Below are 17104 nucleotides of genomic sequence, written 5' to 3' on the forward strand. Positions count from 1 at the left end.
GGGGCTGGGGCCTGACTCATACGGATTCCGTTTGTTTCGCTGACAATCCGGAACTTCACCGGATTGCCAGCTCCAGGTCCGGAGGGGCGCTCCGCTCCTTCTCTGCTCCGCAGCTCTGCGAGTCGCATCCGCTCGGGTTGAAAGTTTTCGCAAACCTTTCAACCGGAGTCCATATCAGTCGTGCCCGCCGGGGATCTTCTCGTCGTGCGCGCGGATGCGCTGGCGGAACACGTAGAAGTTCCATGCCTGGTACCCGATGATCAGTGGCAGGAACGCGGCGCCCACCCAGGTCAGGAGCCGCAGGGTGTACGGTTCGGACGCGGTGTTCTGCACGGTGAGGTTGTACGCGTCGCCCAGGGTGCTGGGCAGGACGTTCGGGTAGAGGCTACCGAAGATGGTGGCGGTGGAGAAGACGATGGTGAGACCGGTGGCGGCGAACGCCAGTGCGTCGCGCTTGAGGGTGAGGGCCAGCCAGATCAGGCCGAGGTTCACGGCGGCCGCCAGGGGGAACAGCCATTCCTGGAAGCCGAAGGTGCCGAACAGGCCGGTGCGGATGAAGCCCTGGTACACGAAGGCGAGGACCAGCGCGGAGGCGACGGCGCCCCAGATCAGCGCGGCGCGGCGGGCGCGGCCGTGCAGGACGTCGTTGTCGTCGAGGCGCAGCAGCAGGTAGGTCGCGCCGTGCAGGATGAACAGGCTCAGGGTGGCCAGTCCCCCCAGGACGCTGAAGGTGTTCACGGAGTACAGCAGGCTGCCGTCGAAGCGGCCTGTGGCGTCGATGGGCAGGCCGCGCACCATGTTCGCCATGATCGCGCCCCACAGGAAGGCGGGCAGGAGGTTCGTGACGAAGCTGGTCACGTCCCAGAAGGTCCGCCAGCGGCGGTGGTTGATCTCCGCGCGGTACTCGAAGGCCACGCCGCGCCCGATCAGTGCGAGCAGGATCAGCGCGAATTCGGGGTACAGGGCGGTCATCAGCGTGCCGTACCAGTGGGGGAACGCCGCGAAGATCACCCCGGCGGCCAGGATCACCCAGACCTCGTTCGCGGCCCAGAAGGGGCCGACGGTGCGGATCATGGCGCGCCGCTCGGCCTCGCTGCGGGCCAGGAAGGGCTGCAGGGCGCCCACGCCGAAGTCGAAGCCGTCCAGGAAGAAGTAGATCGCGAAGATGGCGGCGGTCAGGATGAACCACAGGGTGGGGAGGTCGGTCATGCGCGCGCTCCTTCGGGAACGTAGTCAGGGGCGGGGACCGAGGGCGTCTCGACGTCCGGTTCGTGCATCCCGGCGCGGGCGGTGCGGGTCAGCAGGAACACGTCCAGCCCGATCAGCGTGAGGTACACCACCCAGAACGCCGCGAGCGACAGCAGCACCCACAGCGGGTTGAGCTGACTGACGGCGTCCCCGGTGCGCAGGAGGCCCTGCACGATCCACGGCTGGCGGCCCATCTCGGTGGCGATCCACCCGCTGAAGTTCGCCAGGTGCGGGGCGAGCGGCATGGCCAGCAGCAGCGGGTACAGCCGTCCCGGGTCGTCCAGTTTGCCCTGCCGCCAGCGCCACACGTAGACGAGGGTCACGAGCAGCATCAGGAAGCCCAGGCCGACCATCACGCGGAACGACCAGTACACCGGCCACACCCACGGCGTGTAGTTGCCGGGGCCGTACTTGGCTTCATACTCCTTCTGCAGGTCGTTGATGCCTTTGGCTTTCTCGGTGAAGTTGTTGAACGCCAGGAACGATCCGACGTATGGCACGCTGAGTTCGAAGCGGTTCTCGCGCGCGGCGTTGCTGGGCAGGGCCACGAGGCTCTCGGGCATCTGGTTGCCTTCGGGGGTGTCCCACAGGGCGCTGAACGCGGCGTACTTCATGGGCTGGTCGCGCACGGCGCTCTGGCCCTGTTCGTGCCCGGCGAGGATCACGCCGCCCGAGCCGATCAGGGCGGTGATCAGCGCCACGCGGAAGCTGACGCGGAACGCCTCGACGTTCGCGCGGCGGCGCAGGTGGTACGCGCTGACGGCCAGCACGAAGAACGCCGCGACGGTCAGGCTGCCCGCCCAGATGTGCGCGAACCACTCCAGGCCCTTGGGGTTGGTGACGATCGCCCACGCGTCGGTCATCACGGCGCGTCCGTCCTTGATCTCGAAGCCGACGGGGTGCTGCATCCAGGCGTTGGCGATGATGATCCAGAACGCGCTGATGGTCGTCCCGGCGGCGACGATCCAGATGCTCGCGAGGCTGGCCCAGGCGGGGAGGCGGTCCTTGCCGAACCACCACAGGCCCAGGAAGGTGCTTTCCAGGAAGAAGGCCATCAGGACTTCCAGCGCCAGCGGGATGCCGAAGATGTTCCCGACGAAGTTCGAGAAGCCCTGCCAGTTCATGCCGAACTGGAATTCCTGCACGATGCCGGTCACGACGCCCACCGCGAAGTTGATGAAGAAGAGGTGCCCGAAGAAGCGGGTGAGGTTCTCCAGTTTCGGGTCGCCGCTGCGGTACGCCAGCGTCTGCAGGATGGCGATGATGAGCGCGAAGCCGACGGTGAACGGCACGAAGAAGTAGTGGAAGATGCTGGTCGTGGCGAACTGGAAGCGTGACAGGTCCAGCGTGGAGAAGCCCAGGATCTCGTTCATATGACCTTCTTTCGGGTGGCGGGCAGCGGGTGGAGGTGGCCGTCCTGAAGCCGGTAGACCTGATCGGCCAGGATCAGCGGTGCGGGCCGGTGCGTGACGAGCAGCAGGGTCCGCCCGGCGCACTCGCGGCCCAGGACGCGCAGCACGCGGGCCTCGGTGTCCGGGTCGAGGTGCGCGGTGGGTTCGTCCAGCAGCAGCACGTCCGAGCGTTTCAGCAGCGCGCGGGCCAGACTCACGCGGGCGCGCTGCCCGCCGGACAGGCGCGTGCCGCCCTCGCCGACCCAGGTGTCCAGCGGCAGGTCTTCCAGGCCCAGGTCGTCCAGCAGGGCGCGCAGCCGCTCGGGGGGCGCGTGCGGGTCGCCCAGGCGCAGGTTCTCCTCGACGGTGCCGTCCAGCAGCGGCGCGTCCTGCTCGTGCAGGCTCAGGCGGGCGCGCAGGTCCGCCAGCGCCAGGGCGCGCAGGTCCGTCCCGCCCAGCGTCACCCGACCGGCGGTGGGGTCGAGGTCGCGGCTGATCAGGCCCAGCAGGGTGCTCTTGCCCGCGCCGCTGGGGCCAGTGACCGCCACCCGCGCGCCCGGCGGGAGGTGCAGGGTGACGCCGCGCAGCAGGTCGCGCCCGCCGCGCGTGAGCCCCACTCCGTCCAGGGTCAGGGGCAGGGGTCCGGGCGGCAGGGGAGAGGGTGCCACCGGGTCGGTCACGGCGGGCTGCACGGCCGCCAGCGCCTCGTCCCGCTCCTGCGCCGCCCGGGCCGCCGCGTGCGCGCCGGGCACCAGCGCGAGCGGGATCAGCGCGTCGAAACTCGCGGCGGCCAGCAACACGACCGCCGCCAGCCACGCGCCGCCCAGAGTGCCCACCTCGACCAGGGTCAGGCCGCGCGTGAGCACCAGCGTGAAGCACAGGGCGAACAGCGCCTCGCGGCCCAGCGTCAGGCCGGTCTGGAGGCGACCCTGCGCCAGTGTCACGCGGCGCAGCTGCCCGTTCAGGGCGTCCAGGCGGGGCGCCCACAGCCGGGCCGCGCCGTCCGCGCTGGCACTCAGCGCGTCCAGCAGCGCCGCGCCGTGCTCACGGGCCACCCTCGCTTCCTCGCGGGCCAGTTCCGCCGCCCGCACGCGGGCCAGCCAGGGCAGCGCCGCCGCCAGCAGCAGCGGCCCCAGGACGCTCAGGCCCAGCCGGGCGTCCAGGCTCAGCAGCCACCCACCGGCCAGCAGCGCCCCGCCCGCGAAGCCCAGCAGCGGCAGGGTCACGCGCAGCGCCGCGAACTGCCGCGCGTCTAGGTCCGCGCCGCTGCGGGCGAGCAGGTCGCCACTGCGTTCGCGGGCTAGCAGGTCCCGCCCGAACCGCGAGACGCGGTCGAACAGCGCCGCGCGCCCCGCCTCTCCGGCCCGCAGGGCGGCGGCGTGCCCGGTCAGGCGTTCGGCGTAGCGCAGGCCCGCGCGGCCCACGCCCAGCCCGCGCACCAGCGTCACGAGCAGCGTCAGGCTCAGGAACACCTCGGGCCGCAGCGCCGCGCGGGCGATCAGGCGTCCCGACGCGCCCGCCAGCGTGACCCCCGCCAGGGTGGCCGCGACGCCCAGCAGCGCCGGGAGGACGAAGGGCCGCCAGCCTCCGGCCCGGTTCATGGGGTGGGTCATGGGGCCTCCAGGGTCAGGGTGCGCCAGCCGGGTGGGGGGTCGCGGTGCGTGACGAGCAGCGCGGTCCGCCCGCGCGCGGCCCGGCCGATCAGCGCGTGCAGGTCGCGCGCGGTGTCCCCGTCCAGGTGGGCGGTGACCTCGTCGAGGAGCAGCAGGTCCGCGCCGGACAGCAGTGCGCGGGCCAGGGCCAGCCGGGCCGTCTCCCCGCCGGACAGGCGCGTGCCGCCCTCGCCCAGCGGGGCGTCCAGCGTGCCGGGCAGCGCGGCGATCACGCCGTCCAGTCCCACCTCGCGCAGCGCGGTCCACAGCGTCCCGTCGTCCGCGTCGGGCGCGGCGAGGCGCAGGTTGTCGCGCACGCTGGCCGCCAGCAGGCGTGGGGCCTGCGGCACCAGGGCCACCCGGCGCGCCCAGCGGTCCGCGTTCAGGTCATCCAGCGGGACGCCGCCCACGCTCACCTGCCCGGTATGGGCCACGTATTTTCCCAGTGCGTGCAGCAGAGCGCTCTTGCCGACGCCGCTCGGGCCGCGCAGGGCGACGTGCTCGCCGCTGGCGACCGTGCCGGTCAGGGTGGCGGTCACGCCCGGCAGGTCGGCCCGCGCGCCCCGGAAGGTCAGTTCAGGGGCGTCGGGCGGTGCGCCCCGCGTCCCGTCGGGCCCGCCGGGCACTGCGTCCAGGGCCGCCAGATCGCGCGCCAGCGGTTCGGCGTCCAGCGCTGCGTGACGGTCCGCGCCGAGCTGCCGCAGCGGCCCGAAGAACTCCGGGACGAGCATCAGCGCCGCCAGCGTGGGGGCCAAGGTCGCCTCGCCACCGAAGAGGCGCACGCCGATCCACACGGCCACCAGCGCGGTGGCGAGGGTCGCGGCGAACTCCATCACGAAGCCCGACAGGAACGCCACGCGCAGCACCCGCAGCGTCGCCTCGCGGTGCGCGCCCGCCGAGCGGACGAGCACGTCCCGGTAGGTGGGCACCGCCCCGAAGGCGTGCAGGGTCGGCAGGTGCCGCGTCAGGGTCAGCAGCCGCCCCGCGAGCCGGGTGTGCCGCGTCCACTGCGCCTGCGTGGCCGCGTGCGTGGCGAGCCCCACGAGGTACAGGAACACCACGGTCAGCGGTCCGGTCACGACGAGCAGCGCGGCGGTCGCCGGGTCCAGCAACGCGGTGACGCCCAGCGCGACCAGCGCGCAGATCGCGGCGTGCGCCCGGCCCGGCAGGAAGCGCGCGTAGTACGGCGCGAGGCGCGGCCCCAGGTCGCTGCTCAGCGTGACGAGGTCCGCCGCGCGCCGTCCCGCCAGCGCCACCGGGCCCAGGGCCAGCAGCCGCGCCGTGAGGCGATCCCGCTGCCACGCGGTCGCGTGGGTGGCCAGACGTGCCGACAGCGCCTCGCGCGCCGCGCCCGTCAGGGCCCGCACGCCCAGGCCGAGCGCGGCGCCCAGCACCTCGCCGATATCCGGCAGTCGGGCGGGCGGCGTGAGCACCCCGGCGATGATCCGCGCGGCCAGCACGAAAGCCAGCGCCGTCCCCAGCGCGCCCAGCAGGCTCAGCGCGGCGCTCAGGGCGAGGGGGCGCCCCAGGCCGGGCGGGGCACTCAGGGCGCGCCGCGCCGGGTCCGGCGGGCGGGGGCGGGTCATCCGGGGGGTGATGGACACCATGCGCCCAGCCTGCGCCTCGGGTGTGGGGGAACGCGAGGGGCGCACGTCCTGAATTTCACAAGGTCGGCTGTGGCCCGGCGTCTCCCCTGTCCCGGGTCTGGCGGGACCGCTGCCCCGCCCTTGCCGCGGTGTTCAGCGGTCCTCCGGGGCCGACCGCACGCCCCAGGACTCCGCTCTGCCACCCCTGCGGGTGCTGCCGTCAGCGCCTCAGCGGGTGGGCTGCGGGGTCTGCGCGGCGCGGGTGCGCCGCAGGAACCGCGCCAGCAGCGTCAGGCCCGCGAAGCACAGGCCGGCCGTCAGACCGAACCACAGGCCGCGCGGGCCCAGGTCCAGGCCGAAGGCCAGCAGCACGCCGCTGCCCAGGCCCAGCACCCAGTACGCCATCAGCGAGATCAGCAGCGGCCAGCGCGTGTCCTGCAGGCCGCGCAGCGCCGCGTTCGCGGTGACCTGCACCCCGTCGAACGCCTGGAACAGGGTCGCGATCAGCAGCAGGGCCGCCGCGCCGCCCACCAGCGCCGCATTGGCCGGGTCGCGCACGTCCACGAACACCCCGATCACCCAGCGGGGCGCGAACACGTACGACAGGCTGACCAGCAACATCACCAGCGTGGCCAGCGCCATGCCCAGCAGGCCCGCGCGGCGCGCCAGGCGCAGCTGCCCCGCCCCGGCGTGCTGCGCCACGCGGATCCCGGTGGCGGTCGCCAGGCCCAGCGGCACCATGAACACGGCCGTGATGACCTGCAGCGCGACGTTGTGCGCCGCCAGCGCCTGCGGGCCGAAGCGGGCCATCAGCAGGCTCGTCACGGTGAACAGGCCTCCCTCGGCCCCGAGGGTCAGGCCGATCGGCCAGCCCAGCCGGGCCAGGGCGCGCAGTTCGCCGAGCAGGGCGGCTCTGGGCACCCGGTCGGCCGGGAGGCGCGTGCGGGCGGCCCACAGCAGGACCAGCGCGCTGCTCCAGGAGGCGGCGACGGTGGCCAGCGCGGCGCCGCGCAGTCCCAGGGCCGGCAGGGGTCCCCAGCCGTAACTGAGGGCCGGGCTCAGGAGACCGGCCAGGGCCACGGCGCCCAGCGCTACGGCGGTTACCGGGCGGGGTTGACCGGTGCCTTCCAGGGCGCCGCGCAGGGCGCTGAAGGCCAGCGTGGCGGGCATGCCCAGCGCGTACAGCCGCAGGTAGTCACCGGCCAGGTCGCCCTGGATGCCGCTGGGGGCAAAGCGCGCGATCAGGTGCGCGGCGAGGAACGCCAGGGGCAGGAAGGTGGCGGCCAGCAGCAGCGCCAGGAGCAGGCCCGCCTGGAGCGCGCGGGCGACGGCGGGCGGGTCGCCGGCTCCGTGCGCGGCGGCCACGCGGGGGCTGACGGCGAGCATCACGCCGATCAGGACGATGAATCCCAGGTAGTACGTGGCGTTGCCGTAGGCGACGGCGGCCAGCTGGGCTTCGCCGAGGCGGCCGATGACGGCGGTGCTGATCAGGGCCAGGGCGTTGAGGCTGAACTGCGAGACGATGACGGGCGCCGCGAGCCGCAGCAGCTGCCCGGTTTCCGTGCGCAGGTCGGGCAGGTGGGGGGCGTTCACCGCGTCAGGATAGCGGCCCGGTTTCCTGCGGCTGATCGGCTGCGCCGGACGGGGGCGCGGCGCGCCGCCATCCGAACGAACGTGCGTTAGTTCCGGGAGTAGCATGCGGCATGACCCACAATCCAGACCGGGCGTTCCGCACGCGCGCCGTTCATGCCGGGCACGGCCTCGATCCGGCCACCGGTGCCCACGCCACGCCGATCTACGCCACCTCCACCTTCGGGTACGGCAGCGCCGAACGCGGCGCGCGCCTGTTCGCCGGCGAGGAACAGGGGTACTTCTACTCGCGCCTGACCAACCCGACCGTGCGGGCCTTCGAACAGAAGGTCGCCAGCCTGGAGGGCCTGTCCGACGCCGTGGCGTTCGCGAGCGGCATGGGCGCCGTGTCCGCCGTGTGCCTGACCCTGCTGCGCCCCGGGGATGAACTGATCTTCGTCGCGCCGCTGTACGGGGGCACCACCGGCTTCCTGCACGAGGTCGCCGCCCGGTTCGGCGTGACCGTCCACGAGGCGGCGGACGAGGCGGCCGTGGAGTCGCTCAGCGGCCCGCGCACCCGGCTGATCTGGGTGGAGACCCCCACCAACCCGGCGCTGGGCGTCGTGGACCTGGCCCGCGTGGCCCGCGCGGCGCGGGCGTGCGGCGCGCTGAGCGTCGCGGACAACACCTTCAGCACCCCGGCCCTGACCCGCCCCGCCGAGCACGGCATCGACCTGGTCATGCACAGCGCCACCAAGTACCTGGGCGGCCACGGGGACGCGATCGGGGGCGTGGTGGCCGGCCCGGAGGATCTCCTGGCGGAGCTGCGGGGCGTGGGTCTCCGGCACGTCGGGGCGTCGCTGGGGCCGTTCGAGGCGTACCTGTTCCTGCGGGGCATGAAGACCCTGCCGCTGCGCATGCAGGCGCACTGCGAGGGCGCGCAGACCCTCGCGCAGGCCCTGACAGGCCACCCGGCCCTGCGGGCCCTGCACTACCCGGGCCTGAGCAGCCACCCGGGGCACGCGGTGGCCGCGCGTCAGATGAGCGGCTTCGGCGGCCTGATCAGCGTGGACCTGGGCACGCAGGCCGCGGCGTTCACGTTCCTGAATCACCTGACGCTGTTCACGCAGGCGGTCAGTCTGGGGGACGTCGAGAGCCTCTCGTGCCATCCGGGCAGCACCACGCATCACCTGCTGGGCGACGAGGCGCTGCGCCGGCAGGGCGTGACGCCCGGACTGGTCCGTCTGAGCGTGGGGATCGAGGATCCCCAGGATCTCGTCCGCGACGTCCTGGAGGCTCTGGCGCACGTCGGGGCCGAGCAGTTGCAGCCGTCCTGACCCGGACGGGCGGGGGGCGCCGGGTGAACCAGCCGGGGTACCCGGGCGTGCGCCGTGGCCGGGGCCCACCTGCCGGCCGCTCCGGTCCGGCGCCTCTGGCCGCGCTCAGGGGCGCCGGGCCGACCGGCGGCGTTTGCTGTCGTACATGCGGGTGTCGGCCAGGGCGAGCAGCGCCCCGCGGTCGGTCTCGCCGCTCTGGGCCACGCCCACGCTGACGCCCACGAGCGGGCTGAGCTGCCGCGCGGCCAGCACCGCCGCGTCCACGTGCTCCAGGAAGTGGTCGTCGCTGGTCGGGTCGGCGATCACCACGAATTCGTCCCCGCCGTAGCGGTAGACCTCGCCGCTGCGGTCGAGTTCGGCCGCCAGGGCCGCCGCGAAGATCCGCAGCAGCTTGTCCCCCTGCGCGTGCCCCTGGGTGTCGTTGAGGCGCTTGAGGCCGTCGAGGTCCAGCAGCGCCAGCGTGAACGGCACCTCGGTCAGGGCGGCGAAGTCCGCGTCGAACGCGCGGCGGTTCAGCACGCCGGTCAGGGCGTCCCGGCGCGCCCAGGCGCGGGCCTGCCGGTGGTCGATCATCTGCTGCGCGGCGCGGCCGGTGGCCTCCAGCAGGCTGCGGTCCGCGGCGCGCCAGGTTGGCACCGGGTGCCCCACGAAGCGCGTGAAGAGCAGCTGCGTGACGCTGTCCGGTTCGCGTCCGGCGGGAATGACGGCCAGTTGCGTCACCTCGTCGCCCATGAGCACCCCGCGCTGCGTGGCGTAGGTTTTCAGGTCGTCGATGTACAGGGGGGTGTCGGTGAGGTGCAGGCCCAGCGCGGTGATGACCTCGTGGGATCCGGACGGCACGACCTGTTGACCGCTGGGCAGCGTGGACCGGACGTGACTGACGTTCAGTTCGATCTCGTCGCCCTGGGTGCGGCACAGTCCGGCCTGATCGGCCTCCAGCGCCTCGGCAAGCACGGACGTGACGGCCAGCAGCGTGTCGCGCGGTTCCAGGTCCAGGTCGAACAGCTGATGCACGCTGCTCAGGGCCTGCGCCTGTTCCAGGCTGCGCTGCAGTTCCACGCTGTGTTCGCGCTGGGCGTCGAGCGACAGGTTCAGGCGCTGCTGGTAGGCGCGGAGTTCCAGTTCGTTCACGACGATGGCCGCCAGGTCCTGGAGCGCCTGCAGGTCCTCGGGGCTCAGCGGGTGGGGCTGGTCGTCGGTGACGCACAGCGTGCCGATCCGCTGGCCGCTGGGCATGATCAGGGGCGCGCCGGCGTACATCTGCACGTGCGGGTCGCCGGTCACCATGGGGTTGTTCACGAAACGGGGGTCGTGCCGGGCGTCCTCGATGACGGTGGGCTGGTCGTGCAGGATCGTCCAGGCGCAGAAGGAGTCGCGGCGGTCGGCGGTCGTCTGGTTCAGGCCGACGCTGGCCTTGCTCCACTGGCGGGCCTGATCGACGAAGTTGATGGTGGCGACCGGCATGCGCAGCAGGTGGGCGGCCAGCCGCACGATCCGGTCGAACTGCGGTTCCCGGGGGGTATCCAGGATGCCGTAGTAGGCCAGCGCCATCAGGCGCTGGGCCTCGCTGGTGGGGATGGGCGCGCCACTCATGGCGTTCACTGTAGCCGCTGCCCGGACCGTTGCACACCCGGACCCCCATGAACGTCAGCTTGACATGAGGTCACGTGCGCTTTACGTTCGGGCCATGCCTCAGCCCGCGTCCGGTCTCCTGCGCTGCTCGCTGCGTGAGCGCCGGGAGGCCGCCGGACGCACGGCGGCGAGCCTCGCGGCCGAGGTGGGTGTCTCCCGGCAGGCGCTGGGCCGCATCGAATCGGGTGGCGCGGTGCCCAGCACGCTGGTCGCGCTGCGCCTGGCCCGCGCGCTGCACTGCGCGGTCGAGCAGCTGTTCGAGCTGGGTCAGCCGCAGCTGACCGTGCCGCTGGACGCCCCGCCGGGCACGCGGGTCCGCCTGGCGCGCCTGGGGGCGGAGGTGCGGGCCGTGCCCCTGGGCGGGGAGGCCGGACTGCACCAGCCGGCCGACGGGGTGGTGCGCGCCGCGGCCGGGCCGGGGCGGGTCACGGTGGATCTGCTCGCGCCGCCAGGGGATCTGGAGCGCACGGCGCTGGTGGCCGGCTGCGACCCGGCCCTGGGGCTGCTGTGCGGCCGCCTGGGTGCGGAGGGGCGCGCGGCGTGGGTGCCGCACGACAGTCTCGGCGCGCTGGCCGCGGCGGCGCGGGGCGAGGTGCACGTGGCGGGCCTTCACCTGGGCGGCGGGGACGCGCACCGTCAGGTGATCGCGCGGACGCTGCCGGGCGCGGCGCTGGTGCGCGCGTGGCAGGTGCAGCAGGGTCTGATGCTGGCGCCGGGCAATCCGCTCGGGGTGCGGGGCGCTCCGGATCTCGCCCGGCGGGACCTGCGGCTGGTGACGCGCGCGGCCGGGGCGGGAGGGCGGGCGCTGCTCGACCGGTGGTTTCAGGTGGCCGGGCTGAGCGGGCGGGAGCGGGCAGCGCGGCACGCGCGGTCCCTGCTGGCGGACTCGCCGCTGGCCGCCGCGGCGCTCGTGGCGCGTGGCGAGGCGGACGCCGCGCCTGGACCGAGTTCGGCGGCGCGGGCGCACGGCCTGACGTTCGTGCCGCTGCACCTGGACGCGTTCGATCTGGCGGTCCCGGAGCGCCACCTGGGTCATCCGGGGGTGCAGGCGCTGCTGTCTGCGGCCCGCAGCGCCGCCTTCCTGGATGATCTGCGCAGCGTGGGCGGGTACGTGCCGCCGGACCTGTCCCTGACCCGACTGGAGGTGTCATGAAATTCACTGCTCTGCTGCTGTGCCTGCTCGTCTCGCCGGCGGGCGCGGCCTCACTGACCGTGTTCGCGGCGTCCTCCCTGACCGACGCCTTCACCGAGGTGGGGCGGGCGTTCGACGCGCGGACCGGGCACCGCACGACCTTTCAGTTCGCGGGGTCGCAGGTGCTGCGCACGCAGCTGGAGGGCGGCGCGCGGGCCGACGTGTTCGCCAGCGCCAACGACGCGCAGTTCACGCCGCTGCTGGGCCGGGTCGTGGTGGGGCGCGAGGTGTTCGCCCGCAACCGCCTGACGCTGATCGCGCCGGCCGGCAGCGCGAAGGTGCGGACCCTGCGCGACCTGACCGCGCCCGGCGTGCGGCTGGTGGTGGCTGCGCCGAACGTCCCGGTGGGTGACTACACCCGCCGGATGTTCGCGGCGGTCGAGCGGTCCGGCACGTACGGCGCGGACTTCGCGGCGCGGGCGCGGCGCAACGTGGTCAGCGAGGAGGGCAACGTGCGGCAGGTGGCGCTGAAGGTCAGCCTGGGCGAGGCCGACGCGGCCGTGGTGTACGCCAGTGACGTGACGCCCGCCCTGAAGCGGACGGTGCGGGTGGTGCCGCTGCCCACGAGGTTCAACCAGACGGCCGCGTACCCGGTCGGGGTGGTGCGGGGCAGCGCGAACGCGGACGCGGCGCAGGCGTTCGTGGCGTTCGTGAAGAGTGAGGCGGGTCAGGCGATCCTGCGCCGCTGGGGGTTCCTGCGCCCGTGAGGTCGGCGGGGCGCGTGCCCTGGGCCGGGATGGCGCTGGGGGGCCTGTTCGCGGCGTTTCTGCTGCTGCCCACGCTGGTGCTGCTCACGCGCGGGCTGAACGCGGACTTCCTGACGACGCTGCGCAGTCCGGCCGTGACCGACGCGCTGCGCGTGAGCCTGTGGACGACCGGCGTGACCGTGCTGCTGACGGTCCTGACCGGAACGCCGCTGGCGTACCTGCTGGCGCGGCGAGCGTTTCCGGGCCGCGCCCTGCTGGACGCGCTGCTGGACCTGCCGGTGGTGCTGCCGCCGGTCGTGGCGGGTCTGGGGCTGCTGCTGACCTTCGGGCGGGGCGGCCTGCTGGGGCCGGGCCTGGAACTCGCGGGCGTTCAGCTGGCCTTCTCGCCGGCGGCGGTGGTGCTCGCGCAGCTGTTCACGGCGGCGCCGTTCTACCTGCGGGCGGCGAAGGCGGGGTTCGCGGCGGTGGACCGCGACGCGGAGGCGGCGGCCCTGACCGACGGGGCCGGCCGGTGGGGGGCGTTCCGGTTCGTGACGTGGCCGCTGGCCTTCCCGTTCCTGCTCGAGGGTCTGGTGCTGACCTGGGCGCGGGCACTGGGGGAGTTCGGCGCGACGATCCTGTTCGCCGGGTCGCTTCAGGGGCAGACGAGAACAGTGACGCTGGCGATCTACAGCGCGCTGGACAGTGATCTGGGGCCGGCGCTGGTGCTGTCGGCGGTGATGGTGGTGGTGGCCTTCACGGTTCTGCTGACGGTCCGCGTGCTGGCCGCGCGCCGCGCACCGCCCTGACAGCGGGACTGACTGCAGAATGCAGAGGTCCTGACCGCGGTGTTCAGGAAGACTGAGATAACCCCTCAGTCTCCCTGAAACGAGCAGCGCGAGAACCCGCCGCCATCAGCGGGTGGAAGTGGAGTTGAAGGGCGTGCTGTTGGCCCTTCACTGGAGCTGGACACCGCTGTGAATGTGCCCCTGGGAAACACCAGCGGTGTTCAGCTCTGCCCGGACCGGCGGACGTCTGCGGACCCCCAGGTGCCGGGTGAGCCGCCTCCGAGCTGCATCCCGCTGGTGTTCACAAGTGAAAGTGAACAGAGTCCGGCGGACCGGACAGGCTAGGATGGACGTGGCATGGCCGACTCCTTCGCGCATGACCTTCTGCTGAACACCACGCGGTTTCTGCTGGCCCGGCAGGAGCCGGACAGCCTGTGCCGTGAGGGCCTGGCGTTCCTGGCCGAGCAGCTCGGCGCGACGCTGAGCATGCTGCACCTGCGGGAATCACAGGTGACGTACCGGCTGCACAGTCATGTCGGGACGCATCCGCTGCTGCACGTGCACGACCTTCAGATCATGGAGCCCGGCTGGGAGGCGCTGCTGCAGGCGGGCGCGTGGATCAGCACGCCCGTTCCGGCGCCGCACTGGTCCGGCCCGGAGGAACGCAACTACGCGCGGCTGGGCGCGCGGCACCTGGTGAATTTCGGGCTGTACAGCGGCCCGCAGCTCATCGGGACGGTGAACCTGTTGTTCGCGGAGGCCCGCCCGGACCTGTCGGACCTGGAGGTGCTGGGCACGGTCGGCGCGCTGTGGGGCACCCTGCTGGCGCGCCTGCAGTCGCAGCGGGACCTGTCGGCGCGCGAGGCGATGCTGCGCACCATCACCGATCAGGGTGGGGACCTGCTCAGCATCGTGGATGCCAGCGGCGTGATCACGTACCAGAGCGCGGCGTCCGACGAACTGATCGGGTACCCGCCGGACATGCTGGTCGGGCGGACCTACGACGGCGCCGTGTACCGCGCGGACGTGCCGCGCGTCACGGCCGCGCTTCAGCAGTTGCGGGGCGTGCCGGGCGGCGCGGTGAACCTCACGTTCCGGATCCGGCATGCGAACGGGCAGCTGGTGTGGCTGGAGGCGAACGCCCGGAACCTGCTGCACGAGGAGCACGTGCGCGGTATGGTGATTCACATGCGGGACGTGACGGCGTCCATCGCCACGCAGCGGCACCTGGAGCGGCGCGTGCAGGACCTGACGCTGATGCACGACACGGTCCGGCAGCTGCAGCTGGGCCGCACCTCCGACGGGGTGGCCGAGCGGCTCGTGGACCTGATCCAGGGGCGGCTGGGGTACCCGCACGTGCAGGTGGGCCGCGTGCTGGCCGACGGCAGCGTGGAGGCCGTGGCGCGCGAGGGTGACGTGCGGGCCGCGCCCCTGACGCGGCTGCCGCCCGGCGCGGGGTTGATCGGCGCGTGCGTGCAGGCCCGGCAGACGCTATACGTGCCGGACGTGCTGACCGATCCGCGGTACGTGGCGCGGCACGCCGAGGTGCGCAGTGAGGTGATCGTGCCGGTGTGGGTCAGCGGGCAGCTGTGGGGCGTGCTGAACGTGGAGAGCCCGCGCCCCGACGCGTTCGACCGTGGGGATATCCAGGCGCTGGAGACCGTGGCGGCGCAGGCGGGGTCGGTGCTGGCGAACGTGAGCCTGCTGGATGATCTGCGGGCCAGCCGGGACGAGCTGCAGGCCGCGTACGACGAGACGCTGGCCGGCTGGGCCCGGGCGCTGGACCTGCGGGACCGGGAGACCGAGGGGCACTGTCAGCGCGTGACGGACCTGACGGTGGCCCTGGCCCGCCGGCTGGGGGTTCCGGAGGAGGACCTGGTGCATATCTGGCGCGGCGCGCTGCTGCACGACATCGGGAAGGTGGGCATCCCGGACGCGATCCTGCACAAGCCGGGCGCGCTGACTGAGGACGAGTGGCGGGTCATGCAGCTGCACCCGCAGATGGCGTTCGACGTGCTGCGGCCGGTGGCGTTCCTGCACGCGGCGCTAGACATCCCGTACGCGCATCACGAGCACTGGAACGGAGGCGGCTACCCGCGTGGCCTGCGCGGCGAGCAGATTCCGCTGGCCGCGCGGATTTTCAGTGTGGTCGACGTCTGGGACGCGCTGCGCAGCGACCGGCCGTACCGCCGGGCGTGGACGGCCGAGCGGGCGCTGGCGCACCTGCAGGAGCAGGCGGGGCGGCAGTTCGATCCGGTGGTCGTCCGGGCGTTCACGGCGCTGCTGGGCGAGCAGGGCGTGCAGGAGTCCGCGTGAACCGCGTCAACCTGCAGACGCTGCGTGAGGAACTCGAAGACCTGCGGCGGTCGGCGGACGAGGCGGCCAGCCCTACGGAGCGGGCCGGGCACCTGCGGGACGCGGCGTACCTGGCGATGGACCTGGGGGATCCGGCCCTGGCGATGACGCACGCGCTGGCCTGCCTGGAGGCGGCGAGGAGCACGACGGACCTGTCGCTGCAGGCGCGGGCGCACGTGACGATCGCGCTGGTCATGGGGGACGTGCATGACGACGTGGGGGCCGCGACCCACTTCCGGGAGGCCGAGGGTCTGGCGCGCAGCGCCCGTGACGCGCGCGGCGTGGCGGTCGTGAACGTCAACGCCGCGCACTACGACATGGAGCGGGCGCATTTTGCGAGCAGCACGCTGCGGCTGCTGACGCTGCTGCGCTCTCCGTACGCGTCGGCCCTGCATTTCGACGCGTTGCGGCTGGGCCTGGATCAGGTGTTCCACATCAACTTCACGCGGGGTGCGGCGAGCGCGCTGCTGGGCGTCGGGGTCGACGAGGGGGAACTGCAGCAGCAGCTGGAGGCGCGGCGGGACGAGGTGCAGGCGCAGCTGACGGAGTCGCAGGCGGCGCTGCAGCGGTTGCGTCGGGGCGAGGGCCGCCTGGCCAACACCCGCTGGCAGCCGGATGTGCTCGAGGCGCTGCTGGTGTACGCCCGGTTCGTGGGTGACGTCGCGCAGGCGCAGGCGCTGGCGGACGAGTGGGTTCAGCTGGCCACCGACTGGAACGTTCCAGCCCAGGTGGGACGGGCGCGGCTGGGCCGCGCGGCGCTGTGGGCGCAGACCGGACGCTGGCCGCAGGTGCGCGAGGACGCCGGGCGCGCCGCGCAGCTGTTCGGGGATGAGCACCCCAGCCGGGCGCTGGCCGCGCAGCAGCTGCTGGCGCAGGCGCACGCCGCGCAGGGGCAGTGGCAGGCGGCGTTCGAGGTGCAGCAGGCCCTGTCGACCCAGGCGGACCGGATCTACCGGGCGTTCATGCAGCAGAGTGCGCGCCTGCGCGTGATCGAGCGGCAGGCCATCGAGGCTGAGGTGCGGGCGGTGGCGTTCGCGGAGGCGGCGCTGCGCGATCCGCTGACCGGGATTCCCAACCGGGCCGGGGCGAAGCGGCGGCTGGATCACCTGTGTGCCGCGGCGCGGCGTGGACGGTCCGGGGCGGTGGCGCTGCTGGACATCGATCATTTCAAGAGCGTCAACGACCGGTTCGGGCACGCGGTGGGGGACGAGGTGCTGCGGCGGGTGGCGGGGACCGTGACGCGCGCGATCCGGGAGGTCGATCAGCTGGCCCGGTACGGCGGCGAGGAGTTCCTGCTGCTGCTGGAGGGCCTGCAGCTGCCGGAGGCGCGGCGCGCGTGCCAGCGGGTGGGGCAGCTGATCACCGAGATCGACTGGTCGGATGTCGCGCCGGGGCTGCGCGTGACCGCCAGTATCGGCGTGGCGATGATCGAGGCGGGCCTGAATCAGGAGCAGGTGCTGCGGCAGGCGGATGACGCCATGTACGCCGCGAAGGCGGCGGGGCGCAATACGGTGCGGGTGGCGGGCCTTCCGACCCACAGCGTGGACTGACCCGGTCGCCCCCGGAAGATTAAGGTCTGATGTTCTGCGCGTGCCCAGGCGCCTTTTTTCCGGACCGGCGCGCCTGAAAGCGCGGCGTAATGTCCGGCGGCGCAGCATGACCGCGTGA

12 protein-coding genes are annotated in these 17104 nt (G+C 73.2%); 6 read left to right on the forward strand and 6 right to left on the reverse strand.

All coding sequences use genetic code 11. The features are described from left to right. Positions 1-174 precede the first annotated feature (174 nt). The 5 genes from cydB to IEY69_RS15150 form a co-directional block, all read right to left on the reverse strand. Complete coding sequence (gene cydB / locus IEY69_RS15130; RefSeq protein WP_189073978.1) at positions 175-1209, reverse strand: cytochrome d ubiquinol oxidase subunit II; 1035 nt, start codon at positions 1207-1209, stop codon at positions 175-177. Next, positions 1206-2621, reverse strand: coding sequence for a cytochrome ubiquinol oxidase subunit I (locus IEY69_RS15135; RefSeq protein WP_189073979.1), 1416 nt, complete (start codon positions 2619-2621; stop codon positions 1206-1208). The genes cydB and IEY69_RS15135 overlap by 4 nt, the downstream gene beginning before the upstream one ends. After that, a complete protein-coding gene (locus tag IEY69_RS15140; protein WP_229784009.1) occupies positions 2618-4252 on the reverse strand; it encodes an amino acid ABC transporter ATP-binding/permease protein in 1635 nt (544 codons plus the stop codon). Before IEY69_RS15140 ends, IEY69_RS15135 begins: the two co-directional genes overlap by 4 nt. Next, positions 4249-5898 carry an ABC transporter ATP-binding protein/permease gene (locus tag IEY69_RS15145; RefSeq protein ID WP_229784011.1) on the reverse strand — a complete coding sequence of 550 codons (1650 nt, stop codon included), beginning with the start codon at positions 5896-5898 and terminating at the stop codon, positions 4249-4251. The genes IEY69_RS15140 and IEY69_RS15145 overlap by 4 nt, the downstream gene beginning before the upstream one ends. A 207-nt stretch (positions 5899-6105) precedes the next feature. Then, positions 6106-7470: an MATE family efflux transporter gene (locus tag IEY69_RS15150; protein ID WP_229784013.1), complete on the reverse strand. Its 1365-nt coding sequence runs from the start codon at positions 7468-7470 to the stop codon at positions 6106-6108. Between the two features lie 110 nt (positions 7471-7580). Between IEY69_RS15150 and IEY69_RS15155 the strand changes: the two genes are divergently transcribed. Further along, the gene (locus IEY69_RS15155) at positions 7581-8783 is read left to right on the forward strand and encodes a trans-sulfuration enzyme family protein (protein WP_189073981.1); all 1203 of its coding nucleotides are present in this window, start codon (positions 7581-7583) and stop codon (positions 8781-8783) included. A 105-nt stretch (positions 8784-8888) separates the two neighbouring features. Here the strand turns inward: IEY69_RS15155 and IEY69_RS15160 are convergent, their stop codons facing one another. Next, positions 8889-10376 carry a diguanylate cyclase domain-containing protein gene (locus IEY69_RS15160; protein ID WP_189073982.1) on the reverse strand — a complete coding sequence of 496 codons (1488 nt, stop codon included), beginning with the start codon at positions 10374-10376 and terminating at the stop codon, positions 8889-8891. A 94-nt stretch (positions 10377-10470) separates the two neighbouring features. On the opposite strand from IEY69_RS15160, the gene IEY69_RS21980 reads away from it, so the two are divergent. From IEY69_RS21980 to IEY69_RS15185, 5 genes are all read left to right on the forward strand, one after another. Next, entirely contained in the window at positions 10471-11568 is a 1098-nt protein-coding gene (locus IEY69_RS21980; RefSeq protein WP_189073983.1) for an XRE family transcriptional regulator, read from the forward strand. Next, positions 11565-12314, forward strand: a complete 750-nt coding sequence (gene modA, locus IEY69_RS15170; RefSeq protein WP_189073984.1) for a molybdate ABC transporter substrate-binding protein — start codon at positions 11565-11567, stop codon at positions 12312-12314. Before IEY69_RS21980 ends, modA begins: the two co-directional genes overlap by 4 nt. Before the next feature lie 29 nt (positions 12315-12343). Continuing rightward, complete coding sequence (locus tag IEY69_RS15175) at positions 12344-13102, forward strand: ABC transporter permease (RefSeq protein WP_189074032.1); 759 nt, start codon at positions 12344-12346, stop codon at positions 13100-13102. 336 nt (positions 13103-13438) lie between these two features. Further along, positions 13439-15397: an HD domain-containing phosphohydrolase gene (locus IEY69_RS15180; protein WP_189073985.1), complete on the forward strand. Its 1959-nt coding sequence runs from the start codon at positions 13439-13441 to the stop codon at positions 15395-15397. Then, positions 15394-16986, forward strand: a complete 1593-nt coding sequence (locus IEY69_RS15185; protein WP_189073986.1) for a GGDEF domain-containing protein — start codon at positions 15394-15396, stop codon at positions 16984-16986. The genes IEY69_RS15180 and IEY69_RS15185 overlap by 4 nt, the downstream gene beginning before the upstream one ends. The last annotated feature ends 118 nt before the right edge of the window (positions 16987-17104 follow it).

Origin of the sequence: Deinococcus sedimenti, from assembly GCF_014648135.1 — a bacterium.
In the GTDB taxonomy this organism is placed as follows: Bacteria; Deinococcota; Deinococci; order Deinococcales; family Deinococcaceae; genus Deinococcus; species Deinococcus sedimenti.